This is a genomic window from Pseudomonas frederiksbergensis, from assembly GCF_003732665.1.
GTDB lineage: Bacteria > Pseudomonadota > Gammaproteobacteria > Pseudomonadales > Pseudomonadaceae > Aquipseudomonas > Aquipseudomonas frederiksbergensis_G.
Genome location: NZ_MOBP01000009.1, coordinates 150,490 through 165,518 on the forward strand (window position 1 = coordinate 150,490; position 15,029 = coordinate 165,518).

The 15,029-nt window shown below is 60.3% G+C and carries 16 protein-coding genes; all 16 read right to left on the reverse strand.

All coding sequences use genetic code 11. The features are described 5' to 3' along the window. Positions 1 to 62: 62 nt before the first annotated feature. The 16 genes from BK665_RS15515 to tmk all read right to left on the reverse strand — a co-directional run bounded on the left by BK665_RS15515 (position 63) and on the right by tmk (position 15,013). Positions 63 to 1,061 carry an ADP-ribosylglycohydrolase family protein gene (locus BK665_RS15515; RefSeq protein WP_123406929.1) on the reverse strand — a complete coding sequence of 333 codons (999 nt, stop codon included), beginning with the start codon at positions 1,059 to 1,061 and terminating at the stop codon, positions 63 to 65. After that, positions 1,058 to 1,771: a GntR family transcriptional regulator gene (locus BK665_RS15520; protein ID WP_123406931.1), complete on the reverse strand. Its 714-nt coding sequence runs from the start codon at positions 1,769 to 1,771 to the stop codon at positions 1,058 to 1,060. Before BK665_RS15520 ends, BK665_RS15515 begins: the two co-directional genes overlap by 4 nt. Before the next feature lie 195 nt (positions 1,772 to 1,966). Further along, the gene (gene araH, locus BK665_RS15525) at positions 1,967 to 2,935 is read right to left on the reverse strand and encodes an L-arabinose ABC transporter permease AraH (protein WP_123407155.1); all 969 of its coding nucleotides are present in this window, start codon (positions 2,933 to 2,935) and stop codon (positions 1,967 to 1,969) included. A gap of 12 nt (positions 2,936 to 2,947) precedes the next feature. Then, positions 2,948 to 4,489, reverse strand: coding sequence for an L-arabinose ABC transporter ATP-binding protein AraG (gene araG, locus BK665_RS15530; RefSeq protein ID WP_123406932.1), 1,542 nt, complete (start codon positions 4,487 to 4,489; stop codon positions 2,948 to 2,950). A 64-nt stretch (positions 4,490 to 4,553) separates the two neighbouring features. Then, positions 4,554 to 5,558, reverse strand: coding sequence for a substrate-binding domain-containing protein (locus tag BK665_RS15535; RefSeq protein WP_123406934.1), 1,005 nt, complete (start codon positions 5,556 to 5,558; stop codon positions 4,554 to 4,556). 130 nt (positions 5,559 to 5,688) lie between these two features. Next, positions 5,689 to 6,507 carry an SDR family oxidoreductase gene (locus BK665_RS15540; protein WP_123406936.1) on the reverse strand — a complete coding sequence of 273 codons (819 nt, stop codon included), beginning with the start codon at positions 6,505 to 6,507 and terminating at the stop codon, positions 5,689 to 5,691. 198 nt (positions 6,508 to 6,705) lie between these two features. After that, a complete protein-coding gene (locus BK665_RS15545) occupies positions 6,706 to 7,581 on the reverse strand; it encodes an SMP-30/gluconolactonase/LRE family protein (RefSeq protein WP_123406938.1) in 876 nt (291 codons plus the stop codon). 151 nt (positions 7,582 to 7,732) lie between these two features. After that, positions 7,733 to 8,449 carry a FadR/GntR family transcriptional regulator gene (locus BK665_RS15550; RefSeq protein WP_123406940.1) on the reverse strand — a complete coding sequence of 239 codons (717 nt, stop codon included), beginning with the start codon at positions 8,447 to 8,449 and terminating at the stop codon, positions 7,733 to 7,735. Between the two features lie 193 nt (positions 8,450 to 8,642). After that, positions 8,643 to 9,203, reverse strand: coding sequence for a DUF1285 domain-containing protein (locus tag BK665_RS15555; protein WP_123406942.1), 561 nt, complete (start codon positions 9,201 to 9,203; stop codon positions 8,643 to 8,645). A 16-nt stretch (positions 9,204 to 9,219) separates the two neighbouring features. Next, the gene (locus BK665_RS15560; RefSeq protein ID WP_123406944.1) at positions 9,220 to 9,825 is read right to left on the reverse strand and encodes a DUF4823 domain-containing protein; all 606 of its coding nucleotides are present in this window, start codon (positions 9,823 to 9,825) and stop codon (positions 9,220 to 9,222) included. Positions 9,826 to 10,073: 248 nt separating this feature from the next. Then, positions 10,074 to 11,042: a GTP 3',8-cyclase MoaA gene (locus tag BK665_RS15570; protein ID WP_123406946.1), complete on the reverse strand. Its 969-nt coding sequence runs from the start codon at positions 11,040 to 11,042 to the stop codon at positions 10,074 to 10,076. Positions 11,043 to 11,182: 140 nt separating this feature from the next. Beyond that, a complete protein-coding gene (locus BK665_RS15575) occupies positions 11,183 to 11,821 on the reverse strand; it encodes a TetR/AcrR family transcriptional regulator (protein ID WP_008152317.1) in 639 nt (212 codons plus the stop codon). Between the two features lie 387 nt (positions 11,822 to 12,208). Further along, positions 12,209 to 12,997: a TatD family hydrolase gene (locus tag BK665_RS15580; protein ID WP_123406948.1), complete on the reverse strand. Its 789-nt coding sequence runs from the start codon at positions 12,995 to 12,997 to the stop codon at positions 12,209 to 12,211. A gap of 15 nt (positions 12,998 to 13,012) precedes the next feature. Further along, positions 13,013 to 13,369 carry a PilZ domain-containing protein gene (locus BK665_RS15585; protein ID WP_123406950.1) on the reverse strand — a complete coding sequence of 119 codons (357 nt, stop codon included), beginning with the start codon at positions 13,367 to 13,369 and terminating at the stop codon, positions 13,013 to 13,015. A 32-nt stretch (positions 13,370 to 13,401) separates the two neighbouring features. Then, positions 13,402 to 14,388 (reverse strand): DNA polymerase III subunit delta', encoded by a 987-nt coding sequence (locus tag BK665_RS15590; protein WP_123406951.1) that lies wholly within the window; start codon positions 14,386 to 14,388, stop codon positions 13,402 to 13,404. Next, a complete protein-coding gene (gene tmk, locus BK665_RS15595) occupies positions 14,381 to 15,013 on the reverse strand; it encodes a dTMP kinase (protein WP_123406953.1) in 633 nt (210 codons plus the stop codon). The genes BK665_RS15590 and tmk overlap by 8 nt, the downstream gene beginning before the upstream one ends. Positions 15,014 to 15,029: the final 16 nt, after the last annotated feature.

Here is a 15,029-nt window from a genome sequence, read left to right on the forward strand (position 1 = left end):
AAGACCGCCAGGATCAAAAGATCGCAGCCTTCGGCAGCTCCTACAGGTTTATTGCGTACACCTCAGCGCAGGGTGAGGAGTCCTTTCACAAGGGGTTCCAGCTCCAGACCATTCACGGCTTTGATCTTGTCGATCATCGCCGCCGGCCAACTCTCCAGCCCAAGGCAAGCCCCGAGCATTGCGCCGAGAATCGCCGCGATAGTGTCGGTGTCGCCGCCCAGGCTCGCGGCCATGCACACGGCCTCGAAGGCGTTCAGTTCACCGACGGCCACTTGCTGGGCCAGGGCGAACGACACGACCACCGATTCCTGGGATGCCACGGAGGTGCCGATCACGTCGTACATCAAATCGGCGAGCAAGGCCTTGTCGCTGTCGATGCCGATGGTCCGTGCCCAACTGATCCGCGAGGCAATGCGCCCGCCCGCGACCCAGTGACCATGGCTTTCCGCTTGCTGGGCGATTTGCATGCCCAGGTTCAGCGCTTCGCCCAGGTCCATGCCGTTGATCCCGGCCGAGACCACCGCCGCCACTGCCGCCGCGCTGGAAATCCCCAGCGTGGTGTTGTGGGTGACCTGGCAGGCTTGCACCACGGCTTTTATGAAACGTTGCGGATCCGCGACATCCGCCGCGATTCCCACCGGGGTGATGCGCATCGCCGCGCCGTTGGTGGTGCCGTAGCGCCCCGCTTCTTCGGGCGAATGACCGGCGAGGATCATTTCGATCGCACGTTTGGTCGAAGGCCCGAGCAAATCCTGCGAGCCCTTGGCCTGCATCTCGGCTTCCCATTCGATCAGGCGTTGGGCGAGTACAGCCGGGTCGATCCAGCCTTCGCCTTCGATCAACAATTGGCCGACCAGGATCGCCTGTTCGGTGTCGTCGGTGATCGAACCTTTGGGCATGTTGGCGGCAATCGGTTGATCGGGGCCGGCATCTTCCAGATCGGTGATTTCGCCGAAGCGCGCCTTGATCTCGGCACGGCTCAGGGATTGGGTCGGCATGCCCAGGGCATCACCCAAAGCCAAGCCATAGAACGCGCCCAAGGCACGATTGAGCGCGGTCACTTTGACTCTCCAAATTGCAGGTGCAGACGAAAATGGACGGGGTCGAGCAAACTTGCGACCTGTTCCATGAACCGGCCCTGACGGTCGTACGTGGTGCGCAGGGCCTTGAGGAATACCGTGCCGGTGGGACGACCGAGCAGTTCAGCATCTTCAGCGCTCAGCGGTTCGGCGCCGATCCACTGGTCGCCCCGCTCGCCGATGTAGCCGTAGGCGGCCAGGGTGATGGTCAGCGAGTTATCGATCAGGCCCACTCGCGGCAGACTTTCCAGGGTGCCAGTGGCGGGAATCAATGAACGTTCAAGGGACACCAACGTGCCGTCGTTGGCCCGGCGGCGACGGTCGAGGGTAATGAACTTGTCGGTGCCGAACCGCGACAGCAAGTCAGGACGACTGACCGCTTCCAGGCGCAGCACTTCGGTGTTGACCAACGCCCCGCTGTCCGCCAGGGCCTGGGCCCAGCCGCTGCGCTGATCGAGCACCACACCGTCGAAGGTGACGATGGAACCGACGCCGCTTTGCGTGGCGATGTAATTGCGCCTCTTCAGTTCGGCCAGGGCTTCACGCAGCGTGCCGCGGCTGACCTTGAATTCTTGAGCCAACTGATGCTCGCCCGGCAACAGAAAGCCGTCCTCCATGAGGCCGCTTTCGATGCGCCGGATGAGTTCGTCGACCACCCGTTGTTTCTTGTCAAATCGAACCTGTCTAATCATGTACAAAGTGATAACTGAAACAGGGCCGGACGGGCAAGGCATTTTTTCAGGGAGGTGACAGAAGGATGGGCAGTAATGATCTGTAGTGGACACAAATCAAATGTGGGAGCGGGCTTGCTCGCGAAGGCGGTGTATCAGTCAAATTGATATCGACTGACACTCCGCCTTCGCGAGCAAGCCCGCTCCCACAGGGGTTTAGCGTTGTTTCAGGCGGTCGATCACGACGGCCAACAGCAGAATCGAACCGCGAATCACATACTGATAAAACGTATCAATGTTCTTCAGGTTCATCGCATTCTCGATAATCGCCAGAATCAACACCCCGGCAATCACATGGCGGATCATGCCGATCCCGCCGCTCAACGACACCCCGCCCAACACACACGCGGAGATCACCGTCAGCTCAAACCCCTGGCCAATCATCGGCTGGCCCGAGGTCATGCGTGAGGCGAGGATCACCCCGGCCAATGCACCTATCAAACCATGCACGGCGAAGATGATGATCTTGGTCCGGTCAACGTTTACGCCAGCCAACAGCGCCGCTTCCTGGTTGCCACCGATGGCCATGGTGTTGCGCCCGTAGGTGGTGTAGTTCAGCAGCCAGCCGAAAAACAGGAAGCAAACAATGGTGATCAAAATCGGCACCGGCACGCCGAACAACTGACCGTTACCGAAGACGAAGAACTGTTCCTGTGACACGCCCACCGCTTTGCCATTGGCAAAAATGTACGCCAGGCCACGCACGATTTGCATAGTCGCCAACGTGGTGATCAAGGCATTGACCCGCAACTTGGCGATCACAATCCCGTTGATCAAGCCGACAATCAGCCCCATGAACAGCGCCGCCGCCACGCCGAGGAACACGCTGTCGGTATCACGCATCACCACCGCCGCAACCACGCCGGCGCAGGCAATCACCGAACCCACCGACAAGTCGAAATGCCCGGACGCCAGGCAATACAACATGGTGCACGCGGCAATCCCGGTGGTGGAAATCGCCAGGCCCAAACCGCGCATGTTCAGCGGCGAGAGGAAGTTGTCGATCAGCAACGTACAGGCGACGAAGATGCCGATGGCCGCCAGCAGCATCACCCAGTCATCGAGAAAACGCCGCAGGTCCAGGGGTTTGCGCTGGGTGGGCAGTGCGTTGTTTTGCATGGTCATCATAGTTACCTCTCAGTTCGCCACGCCGTCAGCGCGTTGGCGCGGCAAAGCCAGTTGCAGCAAGTTGGATTCATTCGCTTCGTCGCGGGACAGCTCGCCGCGCATCGCGCCTTCGCACAGCACCAGGATGCGGTCGGAAATGCCCATGACTTCCATCAGGTCGCTGGACACCACAATCACCGCAATGCCACTGGCCGCAAGGTTATGGATGATCTGGTAGATCTCGGCCTTGGCGCCGATGTCGATGCCTCGGGTCGGTTCGTCGAGCAGCAGGACTTTCATCGGCATCGACAGCCAGCGACCGAGAATGGCCTTCTGCTGATTGCCACCGGACAGGTACATGATTTTCTGCGACGCGCTTGGCGTCTTCACTTTCAGCGCGGCGATCTGCTTCTCGGCGTTGCCCTTTTCCCACAGGCCGCGCAACAGGCAACCGAAGGTGGAATGAGCGCCGCGTGCGCTGATGTTGATGTTCTCGGCGACGCTGGAGAGCGGCATGATGCCCTCCTTCTTGCGGTCTTCGGGGCACAGCAGAATCCCGGCGGCGATGGCATCCCGGGGTGAACGCAGTTTCAGTTCATGGCCGCGCAGTTCAAGGCGACCCGCCGTGTTGCGCGTCAAGCCGCTGAGCATGCGGAACAGCTCGGTGCGCCCTGCCCCGACCAAACCGAATAACCCGAGGATCTCGCCTTTGTGCACCTCGAAACTCACCGGTTCGCGCAGGCCAGGCCCGAGCAGACCGTCGACCTTCAGCGCCACCGCCCCCCGTTGACGCGGGCGGTAATCGTAGATGTCCTGGATATCGCGACCGACCATGCACGTCACCAACTGGTCGTGGGTCAGTTCGCTCATGTTCTCGAAGGTACGCACAAAGCGGCCATCCTTGAACACCGTCACCGCGTTGCAGATGCGGAACACTTCTTCCATGCGATGGGAAACGTAGAGCACCACTTTGCCTTCGTCCCGCAGGCGCCCGATGATCGCCATCAAGCGGTCGATCTCCCGCGCTGAAAGGCTGCTGGTGGGTTCGTCGAACGCAATCACATGCGCGCCACGGGACAAGGCCTTGGCGATTTCCACCAATTGCCGCTGGCCGAGGGACAGGCGCCCGACTTTCTCCTGCGGATCGATTTCATCGGCCAGGCCCTTGAGGCAGGCCAACGCTTGCTGGCGCAAGGTACTGCGGTTGATCAGGCCGAAACTGGCCGGCAAATGCCCGAGGAACAGGTTTTCCGCGACGGTCATTTCCGGGACCAGATGCAGCTCTTGGTGAATCACTGCGACGCGGCTGGCGATGCTGTCGGCAGTGGACTTGAACGCCATCGTCTGCTCGCCGATCTGCAGGTCGCCGCTGCTCGGGATGTAGGCGCCGCCGAGGATTTTCAGTAGCGTCGATTTGCCGGCGCCGTTCTCGCCCATCAAGGCATGCACCTGCCCCGGATGCGCGACGAAACTGATGCCGTCCAGCGCCTTCACCCCGGGAAAGGTCTTGCCGATCCCGTTGAAGCGCAAGCTGCCGCCGCTGTGTTCTTGTGTTTGTGTTTGCGCTTGCATAACCACCTCATCACACAGATCAGGTGGCCCCGTCGCCAGGGCCACCGATGAAATCAACCGGCCTTCAGTTCCACAGGCCGATCTTTTCCAGTTCCTGCTTGAAGTTGTCGCGGGTGATCAGCGTCACCTCGTCCATGGCCGTATATTTCGGCGGCTCTTTGCCGGTGGTGATCCACTCGTACATCATCGCGGCGGTGTTGTAGCCTTCGATGTGCGGGCTCGGCAGCATCGAGCCGAAGAAGCCGCTGTTGGGCTTTTTCAGTTCGCCGATGGCGTCGGTGCCGTTGATGCCAATGCCGATGACATTAGCGGCGGTGAACCCGGCGCTTTCGGTGGCGCGCACGCCGCCCAGCACGGTGTTGTCGTTCATGCCGCCGATGATCAGGTTTTTCGCGCCGCTGGGCAGTTTCACCAGCGCCGAGTTGGTGGAGTCCATGCTGCCCGGGACGTCGAGGGTTTTCTGCGCGGTGTAGAGGATGTGGTCTTTCGGGAAGCCCGCATCGGTCAGCGCTTTGGCTGAACCGTCGGTGCGTTTCTTGCCAGTGTCGAGTTCGTTGTAGGTATTGATCACGGCGTAGGTTTCTTTCCAGTCCCAACCGCGCTTCTTGGCTTCGGTGGCCATGGCGTTGCCCTGTTTCTCGCCGACTTCAAACGCTGCCATGCCGAGGTACGGCACGTCTTCCATGAATTTGCCCTTGGCATCGACAAAACGGTCATCGACCGCGATCACTTTCAAGCCGTTGGCCTTGGCTTTGGCCATGATTGCCGGGCCGAGGCCGACGTCCGGCGGGCAGATCACAAAACCCTTGGCGCCGTTGGCCGCCAGGCTGTCGATGGCCGAAAGGGTTTTCTCGCCGTCAGGCACGGCGATCTTGATCAAGGTGAAGCCTTTGTCCTTGGCGGCTTTTTCCGCGAAGTTCCATTCGGTCTGGAACCAGGGCTCTTCCGCCTGTTTGACTAGAAAACCGATTTTCACTTGCTCGGCCGCCAGCAGCGAACTGCTCAGGCTGAACGCCGTGACCGCCAAAGCGGCACAGCACAGGGAACGGATCCCGGGACGACGATTCATAAGCTGACTCCTTGTTATTTTTTTTGAGCGTTATTTGAAAGCCGATACAGCGGTCAAACCGTGAAGCGAATAGTCATATCGTATGATGATTGGATTTCAAACGGAGTTCCGCGTCTGCAATCCATTCGGTCTAGTCGTGGTACATCACCGAGCGCCCACCATCGATGGTGATGCACGAGGCGTTGATGAACGGCGCTTCATCACTGGCCAGGAACACCGCGGTCATCGCCACTTCCATCGGCTGGCCGATGCGCCGTGGCGGGTGCAGATCAAAGGCGCGCTGACGTTCGGCCTGGGGGTCGGCAAAACCGTTCCAGTAATCGACGTTCAGTTGGGTTTCGATATAGCCCGGCGCGATGGCGTTGACCCGAATGCCCTTCGCTGCGTACTCGATGCCCAGGGCGCGGGTCAGGCCGAGCAAACCGTGCTTGGCCACCGGGTACGGGAAGCAGCCGGGGATGATGTGGGAGGAATGGGTCGAGGCAATATTGATGATGCTGCCAATGCCCTGCTCGATCATCTGCGGCAACACGGCTTTGCAACCAAACCAGGCGCCGTCGAGGTCGATGGCGAAGCAGCGGCGCCAGTCTTCCTCGGTCATTTCCAGCGGATCACGGAACACGTTGACCCCGGCGCAGTTGACCAGCACGTCAATGCGGCCGTGGCGTTCGACGGCCAGTCGGGCCATGGCGTGCAGGTCGTGCTGGCTGGAGACGTCAGCCTTGATCGCCTGGACGTCGAAGCCCTTGTCCCGCCAGTGGGCCGCGACTTTCTCGACTTTCTCGCCCTGGATGTCGCTGATGATCAGCTTCGCTTGCTGGGACGCGAAGGTGGCGACGATGGCTTCGCCGATGCCTTGAGCGGCGCCGGTGAGCAGCACGACCTTGTTGTTCAGGCGCTCACCCTTCGGCGGTTCGGGCACCGGCGGCAAGGATAGAGGCTCAGCCATGAAGCCGGACCCCCTTTTCCAGGCACGACAAAAACCGGGCATCTGGCGATGTCCGGCTGAAAATCTGTTTGGAAAATCCCTGCATCACTTCACCTGTTTTGTTTTTTTAAGTGTGAGTGCGTGTAACTGATGGAGCCGACTATAAACCCGACCGCCAAATAATCTCAATATATAATTTTACATCCCATATTTTGGGATTTAACCAGCAAATCTCGTACAGACCTTTCCGGGCACATCGACCCGAATCCACAGCACCGCGCCGTCCAGTGGATGGTTGAGCGGGCTCGCGGCGCTGGTGATGTACAGGGTTTGCAGGTCTTCGCCACCGAACACGCAACTGGTGGGGCGGCTGACTGGCAAGTCGATCACCCGGTCAACCTGGCCTTCGGGGTTCAATCGGAGCAGGCAACTGCCATCCCATCGGGCGTTCCACAGATAGCCCTCGGCATCCATCGCCGAACCGTCCGGGCCGCCGCGCTCGTGGGGGCCGAACCAGACCTGAGCCGGATCGAGGCCGCCGTCGGTGCGGATGAAATGTTGATAGAGCGTGCGGTCGAGGCTGTCGGCGAAGTACAGCCGTGTACCGTCATCGCTCCACAGCAAAGTATTGGGAATGCCCAGCCCTCGGAGCAACGGCGTGACCCGGGCATCGCGGTCGATGCGGAAAAGGCCACCGGAGCGGCGCTCGATGGGCAGGTCTTCGCCGTTCTCGCCGATGTTGTTCTGCATGGTGCCGAGCCAGAGCTGGCCTTGGGCATCGCAGCGGGCTTCGTTGGGGCGGTTGCCGGGTTGTGGGTCGGCGACGCAGAGCAGGGTCAAGCGCGGTTCCAGGCCGGGGGAATCCAGGTCCAGGCGATAGACGCCGCTGCTCATCGCCACCAGCGCATCGCCGCTTTCGCAGGGGATGAACGCGGAGACATGCTCGGGCATCTGCCAGATCTGCACGTTGGCGCCGATCAGCCGCAGGGCTTGTTTGCCGGCGATGTCGACCCAGTACAGCGCCTGGGTGGGCGCGTCCCAGAAGGGTCCTTCACCGAGCTGGGCGCGGTGTTCGGTAACGGCAGTCCACGTCATGAAACCTCCTTCTTATTGCTTTTTATGTGGGAGCGGGCTTGCCCTGTAGGAGCGAGGCTTGCCCGCGAAAGCGATTTAACATTCAACGCCTCTGTTGATCATGAAATAGCTTTCGCGGGCAAGCCTCGCTCCTACAAGGGGATGTGGGTGGTCAGCTGGCTTTTTTGTCGGCCATGACTTGTGGGTAGAAGCGTTTGATGGCCAGGTCGGCATTGTCGATCAGGGTCATGCAGGCCCACACGCCCCGCGCGGCATCCCGGGCGGCGATGGCGTCGGCCATGTCTTTGTGGATCGGCAGTGTGCGCCGGAGTTCATCCGGGTCGGCGGCGGAGACTTCGAACGACACCGCCAGCAGCGCACCGAGGGCCGGAACCATTTGTTCGATGAATTGATTGTGGCTGGCGGCGAGGATGCACTCGTGAAAGAACTGGTCGGCGCGGTTGTAATCGATGCCGCTGTCCACCGCTCGCTCCAGGGCGTTGTAGGCCTGGAGGATGGCTTGCACCTGTTCGACCGTGGCACGCTCGCAGGCCCAGCGCACGGCCATGGGTTCGATGGTGCGGCGCAGGTCGAGCAAGTCATCGACGAAGTTTTCCGGCAGACCGCTACGGGACAACCAACCCACGACTTGCGGATCAAACAGGTTCCAGCGTTTTGTCGGCAACACCCGTGTGCCGACTTTCGGCCCGACTTCGAGCAGGCCTTTGGCGACCAGAGTCTTGATGGCTTCGCGGATCACCGTGCGACTCACCCCCAACTGCTGGCCCAAGTCAGCCTCGACCTTGATGGTTTCGCCGGGCTTCACCTGGCCGGCAGCAATCCAGCAACCGAGCCAATCGACCGTCGACGCATGAAAACTGCTGGACATGGAAACCTCAAAGCCGTTCGCTATGGAGGCTCACGCTAATCATCATACGATTGGCTGTCAATTTGATTTTCTCGGGACAACACAAAACAACTGTGGGAGCGGGCTTGCTCGCGAAGGCGGTGTGTCAGCCAATGATATGTCGACTGACACTCCCTCTTCGCGAGCAAGCCCGCTCCCACATTTTTTGATTTGCTTAAGGTTCGAGGCCGATGGGGAAGAACTCCCCGCCACTCCACACACCCAACCAACGCTGCCCGTCGATCTCACGGCTCACCGCCAATTCCACCAATTGATAGAACACATTGCGATGGATCAGCGCTTCCAGATTGGTCCGCACATGCACGTACGGCGCAGGCTCTTGGGTGACCGGATCAATCACCACCCGCATCGGGTGTTCGGCCCCCGCCTCGGCCGTCTCATCGACGTTGGTGGTGAAGCGCAGAAGCTGGGCTTCACCCTCGCCTTCCACTTCCACGGCAATCGCCACGAAGGGCGCGTCGTCGACCTTGATCCCGACTTTCTCAACCGGAGTGATCAGGAAGTAGTCATCGCCGTCGCGGCGGATGATGGTGGAGAACAGCTTGACCATCGGCTTGCGCCCGATCGGCGTGCCCAAGTAATACCAGGTGCCGTCCCGGGCGATGCGCATGTCGATATCGCCGCAGAAGTCGGGGTTCCACAGGTGGACCGGTGGCAAGCCCTTGGTCTTGGAGATTTGCCCCAGCAGGTCGTTGGCTTTTTGCGGGCCACTCATGGCAATCTCCTTGGAATTACTGGTCGCCGAGCCCCAGCAGGCTACGAGCGTATTGCTCCAGCGGCGGGCCCAGCAAGTCTTCTGGTTTGGTGTCGTGGAACGTCAGTAAACCGCCACGACTCTTGATCCGTGCAGTATCGATCAAATACTGGGTGCTGGTCTCGATCAACATGATCTGAATCACGCCGCTGTCGAGACCGAGGCGATCCACGGCTTCCTGATCAAGCCATTCGTCGGAGTTGCCGATACGGTCGTCAGCCTTGGCAAATCGCGTGTAGAGCAGGTAATGCGCACCGGCGGCCCGGGCTTCGCCCATGGCGGCGTCGAGGCCTTCCGGCGCACGGGCGCGGCGGACCATCGGGAAGTATTCGATAAAGCCGTCGAAGGCGGTTTCAGCCACCACGTTCGGGCGCGGATAGGCACTGCCAGGCGGCGCGAAGGCACCTTGGGCGATGTAGATGAAGGAGTCCGGCTGAATGCGGAAGTTGTTCACGCGCTGGCTGTTGCTGTGGTCCAGCAGCCCCGCGTCGCTCATGTGATAGCGAACACCTTCGCCCATGTCGCTGACATTCATGCAGCCACCAAGCGCCATAACGGCCAGCAGCAAAACCAGGCTACGCATCCTACCCTCCAGAAGCCGGTGACGGAAAACCGGCGAATGGGCGTTGGATGCAGCTTCCGCGCCAGTCCTTGGGTCTATCGATAATTCGAGTTTGGAAACACAGACTGTGGCGAGGGGGCTTGCCCCCGTTCGGCTGCGCAGCAGTCGTGAAATCGGAGAATGCCGTTTTTACTGGCACAACGCAGGGGAATGTTTTGGGGCCGCTTCGCGACCCAACGGGGGCAAGCCCCCTCGCCACAAAGGCCGTGTCAGCCGCCGATAATCTTCATGATGGTCGCACCACCGGAGAACGCCACTTCCTGCTTATCGCCGAGGGCTTTTACCAATAGACGCTGCAAGGCCGGCAGTGCCTGATGACGCGGCTTATCCAGCAGGTCGCCGACATAGTGACGATTACTCGATGACAGGCAACCATGCAGCCATCCGGTAGACGACAGCCGCAGCCGCGAGCAAGTCCGGCAGAACGGCACGCTTTCGTTGGCGATCACGCCAAAGTAGCCCTGCCCCGGAACCTCGTAGCGCACCGCTGTGGCATCCACCGGTGCGTCGGCTTGCAGGTATTCGTAGCGGTCGCCAATCAGGCTCAGCAATTGCTGAAGGCTGACGAACTGTTGCAGGAAGGCGTTGTTGTCGCTGGCCAGGTGGCCCATGCGCATCAGCTCGATAAAGCGCAGCTCATAGCCACGCTCCAGACAGTAGTCGAGCAGCGGCATCACCTGATCGAGGTTCTGCCCGCGCAACGGCACCATGTTGACCTTGATCTTCAGGCCTGCCGCCGAGGCCTGGTCCATGCCATCGAGCACGGTGGCCAGGTCGCCGCCACGGGCAATGCTGCGGAAGGCGCCGGCGTCGAGGGTATCGAGGGAAACGTTGATGCGCCGGATACCGGCGTCCACCAGCAGCGGCAGTTTTTTCGCCAGCAACTGACCATTGGTGGTCAGGCTGATGTCCTCAAGGCCCATCTGGCCGACGGCGGTCATGAAGGCTTCGAGCTTGGGGCTGACCAGCGGCTCGCCGCCGGTGATGCGTAAACGCTCGATGCCGGCGGCTTCGATCAAATACGCCACGCCCCGTGCCATGGCCTCGGCCGACAGTTCATCCTGCGCAGCCACCAGCCGCTTGCCGTTAGGCACGCAATAGGTACAGGCGTAATTGCAGGCTGAAGTCAGGCTGATCCGCAAATTGCGAAAACGCCTGCCTTGACGGTCAACGATCATGGATCACTCCGGCAGAAGAAGTTTCGGGACCGCTAAAACTTGACTCACAAATCAAGTTTTAGCAATACCTAAGCCTGAGTATATTCCTGCGGTACTGCGCCATGTAACGAAATAATGGCGCAATCAGCCAACTGAATGGTTCAGCTGCTTGGAGTGTCGGTGTCGCGCTTGCGTTTGTTGCCCATGCGCACGCCGATGTCCATCAGGAACTGGAAGAAACCTTCCTGATCTTCCAGCACATTGCTCCAGAACGGCGAGTGATACAGCGCCACGGCGCCATGCACCAGCGCCCAGGATGCGCAGTAATGGAAGTACGGCGGCACGTCTTCGAGCTTGCCTTCGCTGATCCGGCCCTTGATCAGCAGAGTCAGGCGTTCAAAGTTCGAGGCACGTATCTTGTGCAGCTCCTCGACCATTTCCGGCACCTGATTGCCCTTGACCACCTTTTCTTCCAGGCGATCGAACAAGCGGTAGCGTTGCGGATCGCGCATGCGGAATTCGAAGTAGGCCCGGGACAGGGCTTCCTTGTCCTTGTCGACATCCGCCGAATGCAGCAGCTCGTTCAAATCGCGCTCGTAATCGAGCATCAGGCGCAGATAGATCTCGGCCTTGGATTTGAAGTGCTTGTAGATCGTGCCTTTGCCGATACCGACGGCATCAGCAATCATCTCGACGGTGACACTGTCTTCACCTTGGTCGAGGAACAGCTTGAGCGCGGTATCGAGAATTTCTTGCTCGCGGCGACGAAACTCACGGACCTTACGAGGTTCTTTATGCATAAGAAAAGGTCTGTAGGGGTCAAAATTCGAAGCCGCGTATTATGCCTAACTTGCGCCAAAATGCACGGATCATCCGAGCATATCTGTGTTTCTTGATGATTTCACGCAAGCTCGCCGGTTGATGAGAACTCTTCCGAAGCGGCCGTATTCCAAAATTGTTTAAAAACCGGGGCAGGCAAACTGGACTCAGCGCGATACTGATCAATACTTGAACTGTCGGCGGGGCATCTCCCCCAAGTGCCGCGTCGATATAGGTACCAACGGACCGCGTGCCTTTGTTTTACTCCTAATGGTCTTAACCCGGATTCACCCCCCAGAACCCGGGTTTTTTTTGCCTGCGATTTAACCCTGCGGGAGCGGGCTTGCCCGCGAACGCGGTGGTGAATCCTAAGCGGATTTCACATGCGCCAGAGGAAACAGCCGCTTGAAGTTCTCGGTGGTCTGCTCGGCAAATCGCTCATACGGCTCCCCACGCAACATCGCCAGGAACTCTGCCACTTCTCGCACATATTGCGGCAGGTTCGGTTTGCCGCGATAAGGGATCGGCGCCAGGTACGGCGAATCAGTCTCCACCAGCAAACGGTCGGCCGGCACCTTGCTCGCCACGTCACGCAACGCATCGGCATTGCGGAACGTGACAATTCCGGACAGGGAAATGTAATAACCCATGTCCAGCGCAGCCTTGGCCATGTCCCAGTCTTCGGTGAAGCAATGCAGCACGCCCGCCTGGGGCAACGCGGCGTCGCGCAACAGCTCCAGGGTATCGGCGCGGGCGCCACGGGTGTGGATGATCACCGGTTTGCCGGTCTGCTGGGCGGCTTGCAGGTGCAGGCGGAAGGACTCCTGCTGTAACTCGGCGGCTTCCGGCTCGTAGTGGTAATCCAGGCCGGTTTCACCAATCGCCACGACACGAGGGTGATTGAGTTCCCGCAACAGCCAGTCCAGCGCGGGTGCGGCGCCGGGTTTTACGTCCAGCGGATGCACGCCGACCGAGCAATCGACGTCGTCATAACGTTCGGCCAGGGCTTTGACTTCGGCGGCGTTGTCGACGCTGACGCCGATGCACAGAAAGTGCCCGACCCCGCGCTGCCGGGCCGCATCCAGTGCGGCATCCAGGGAACCGTCGTGGGCGGCAAGGTCGAGGCGATCAAGGTGGCAATGGGAATCTACGAGCATAAAAAGGGCTGCAACTTACATCGTATGAGTGGGACGGTCGGATTTAAGGGCTCCGGCCAGATGGGTTTCGATTCGACTGCGGGCGGTGTTGTCACCGTCATTGAACTGCACGCCGACGCCAGCGGCGCGGTTGCCCTGGGCGCCTTTAGGGGTGATCCAGGTGACTTTACCAGCGACGGGGATCTTTTCCGCCTCGTCCATCAGGTTCAGCAACATGAACACCTCGTCGCCCAACTTGTAGCTTTTGTTGGTCGGGATGAACAGGCCGCCATTCTTGATAAACGGCATGTAGGCGGCGTAGAGCACGGACTTGTCCTTGATGGTCAGGGACAAGATGCCGTTGCGCGGCCCGGTGTTGAGCGGTTCATTCATGCTGACCTCCACGGCTGATGCTCAGAGTTTAGTCACTTCTGGCCCGGCAAAGACACCCATTGCACCAGCAGCGCCTCAAGCAGCAGCGCCGGGTTGAGGTTGGCCTTGCTCATAACCTTCTGCCGCTGGGCGAGGATCCAGTCCTGAATACTCAGCACTTTGCCCTGCCCGGACTTCTGCGCCAGGTACTGAATGACCTTGCGCATGTCCATCAGTCCCAGACCTTCTTCATCCTGGGTCAACTGATAGCGCAGGATCAGGCTCGACCAGTCACAGAACCAGTCGAACAACAGTAATTGGGGAATGCTTTTCCATTCTTCGGCCAACTGGGTCGGTGATTTCTGTTGCTTGAGCAACTGCTTCACACCCTCGACCACCAGCACCCGCTGCTCGCGTACGCCCTGGTTCTGCAATTTAACTGCGGCCAACGGCGAACCGGCGGCCAGGGTCAGCAACTCGACGCGTTCTTCCGGCGAGCACTCCGGCAACGCCGTCGCCAACCACGCCAGGCTCATCGCCTCGCTCGGCAACGGACAGGCCTGCTGCTGGCAGCGACTCTTGATCGTCGGCAACAAACGACTGGTCTGGTGGCTGACCAGCAACAACACGGTATCGCCGGACGGTTCTTCAAGACTCTTGAGCAAGGCGTTGGCAGCGTTGACGTTCATCGACTCTACCGGCTCGATCAGCACCACTTTGCGCCCGCCCATCTGTGCGGTCTGGACCACGAAGCTGACCAGATCACGCACTTGATCGACCTTGATCGCCTTGTCCGCCTCTTCCGGCTCCAGGATGTAGTTGTCAGGGTGACTGCCGGCCTTGAGCAGCAGGCAGGATTTGCACTCACCGCAGGCATCCAGCGCCGTCGGACGCTGACACAGCAGATGCGCCATCAGCCGCTCGGCCAAGGCACGCTTGCCGATCCCGGCCGGGCCATGGAGCAAATAGGCATGGGCGTGCTGTTTACGGCCCGCCAGTTGCTGCCAGAGCTCGTCCTGCCATGGATAGGCCTCAGCCACGGGTCAGCTCCAGCAAACGCGGGAGCAACGCATCCAGCGACTGCTGGACTTGCGGCAACGGTTGCGCCGCATCTACCCGCACGTAACGCGCAGGATCCGCTTCAGCACGCTTGAGGAAAGCACTGCGTACCGCATCGAAAAAGGCGCGGCCTTCGAGTTCGAAACGATCCAGCCGACCGCGAGCGCTGGCGCGGGCCAGGCCGACTTCCACAGGCAGATCGAAAATCAGGGTCAGGTCCGGGCGCAAGTCGCCCTGGACGAAAGATTCCAGAGTGGCGATGCGCTCCAGCGACAAACCGCGACCGCCACCCTGATAGGCGTAGGTCGAATCGGTAAAGCGATCACACAACACCACCGCGCCACGGGCCAGCGCCGGACGAATCACCTCGGCCAGATGCTGGGCCCGGGCGGCGAACACCAGCAACAGTTCGGTGTCAGGGTTCATGACTTCATCCACCGGAGCCAACAGCACTTCGCGAATGCGCTCGGCCAACGGCGTGCCGCCCGGCTCGCGGGTCAGCAGCACTTCGATACCGGCGGCGCGCAGGCGCTCGGCCAGGTATTCGCGGTTGGTGCTCTTGCCGGCGCCTTCCGGGCCTTCCAGGGTAATAAACAAGCCAGTCACGGGCAGTCCTTAATCA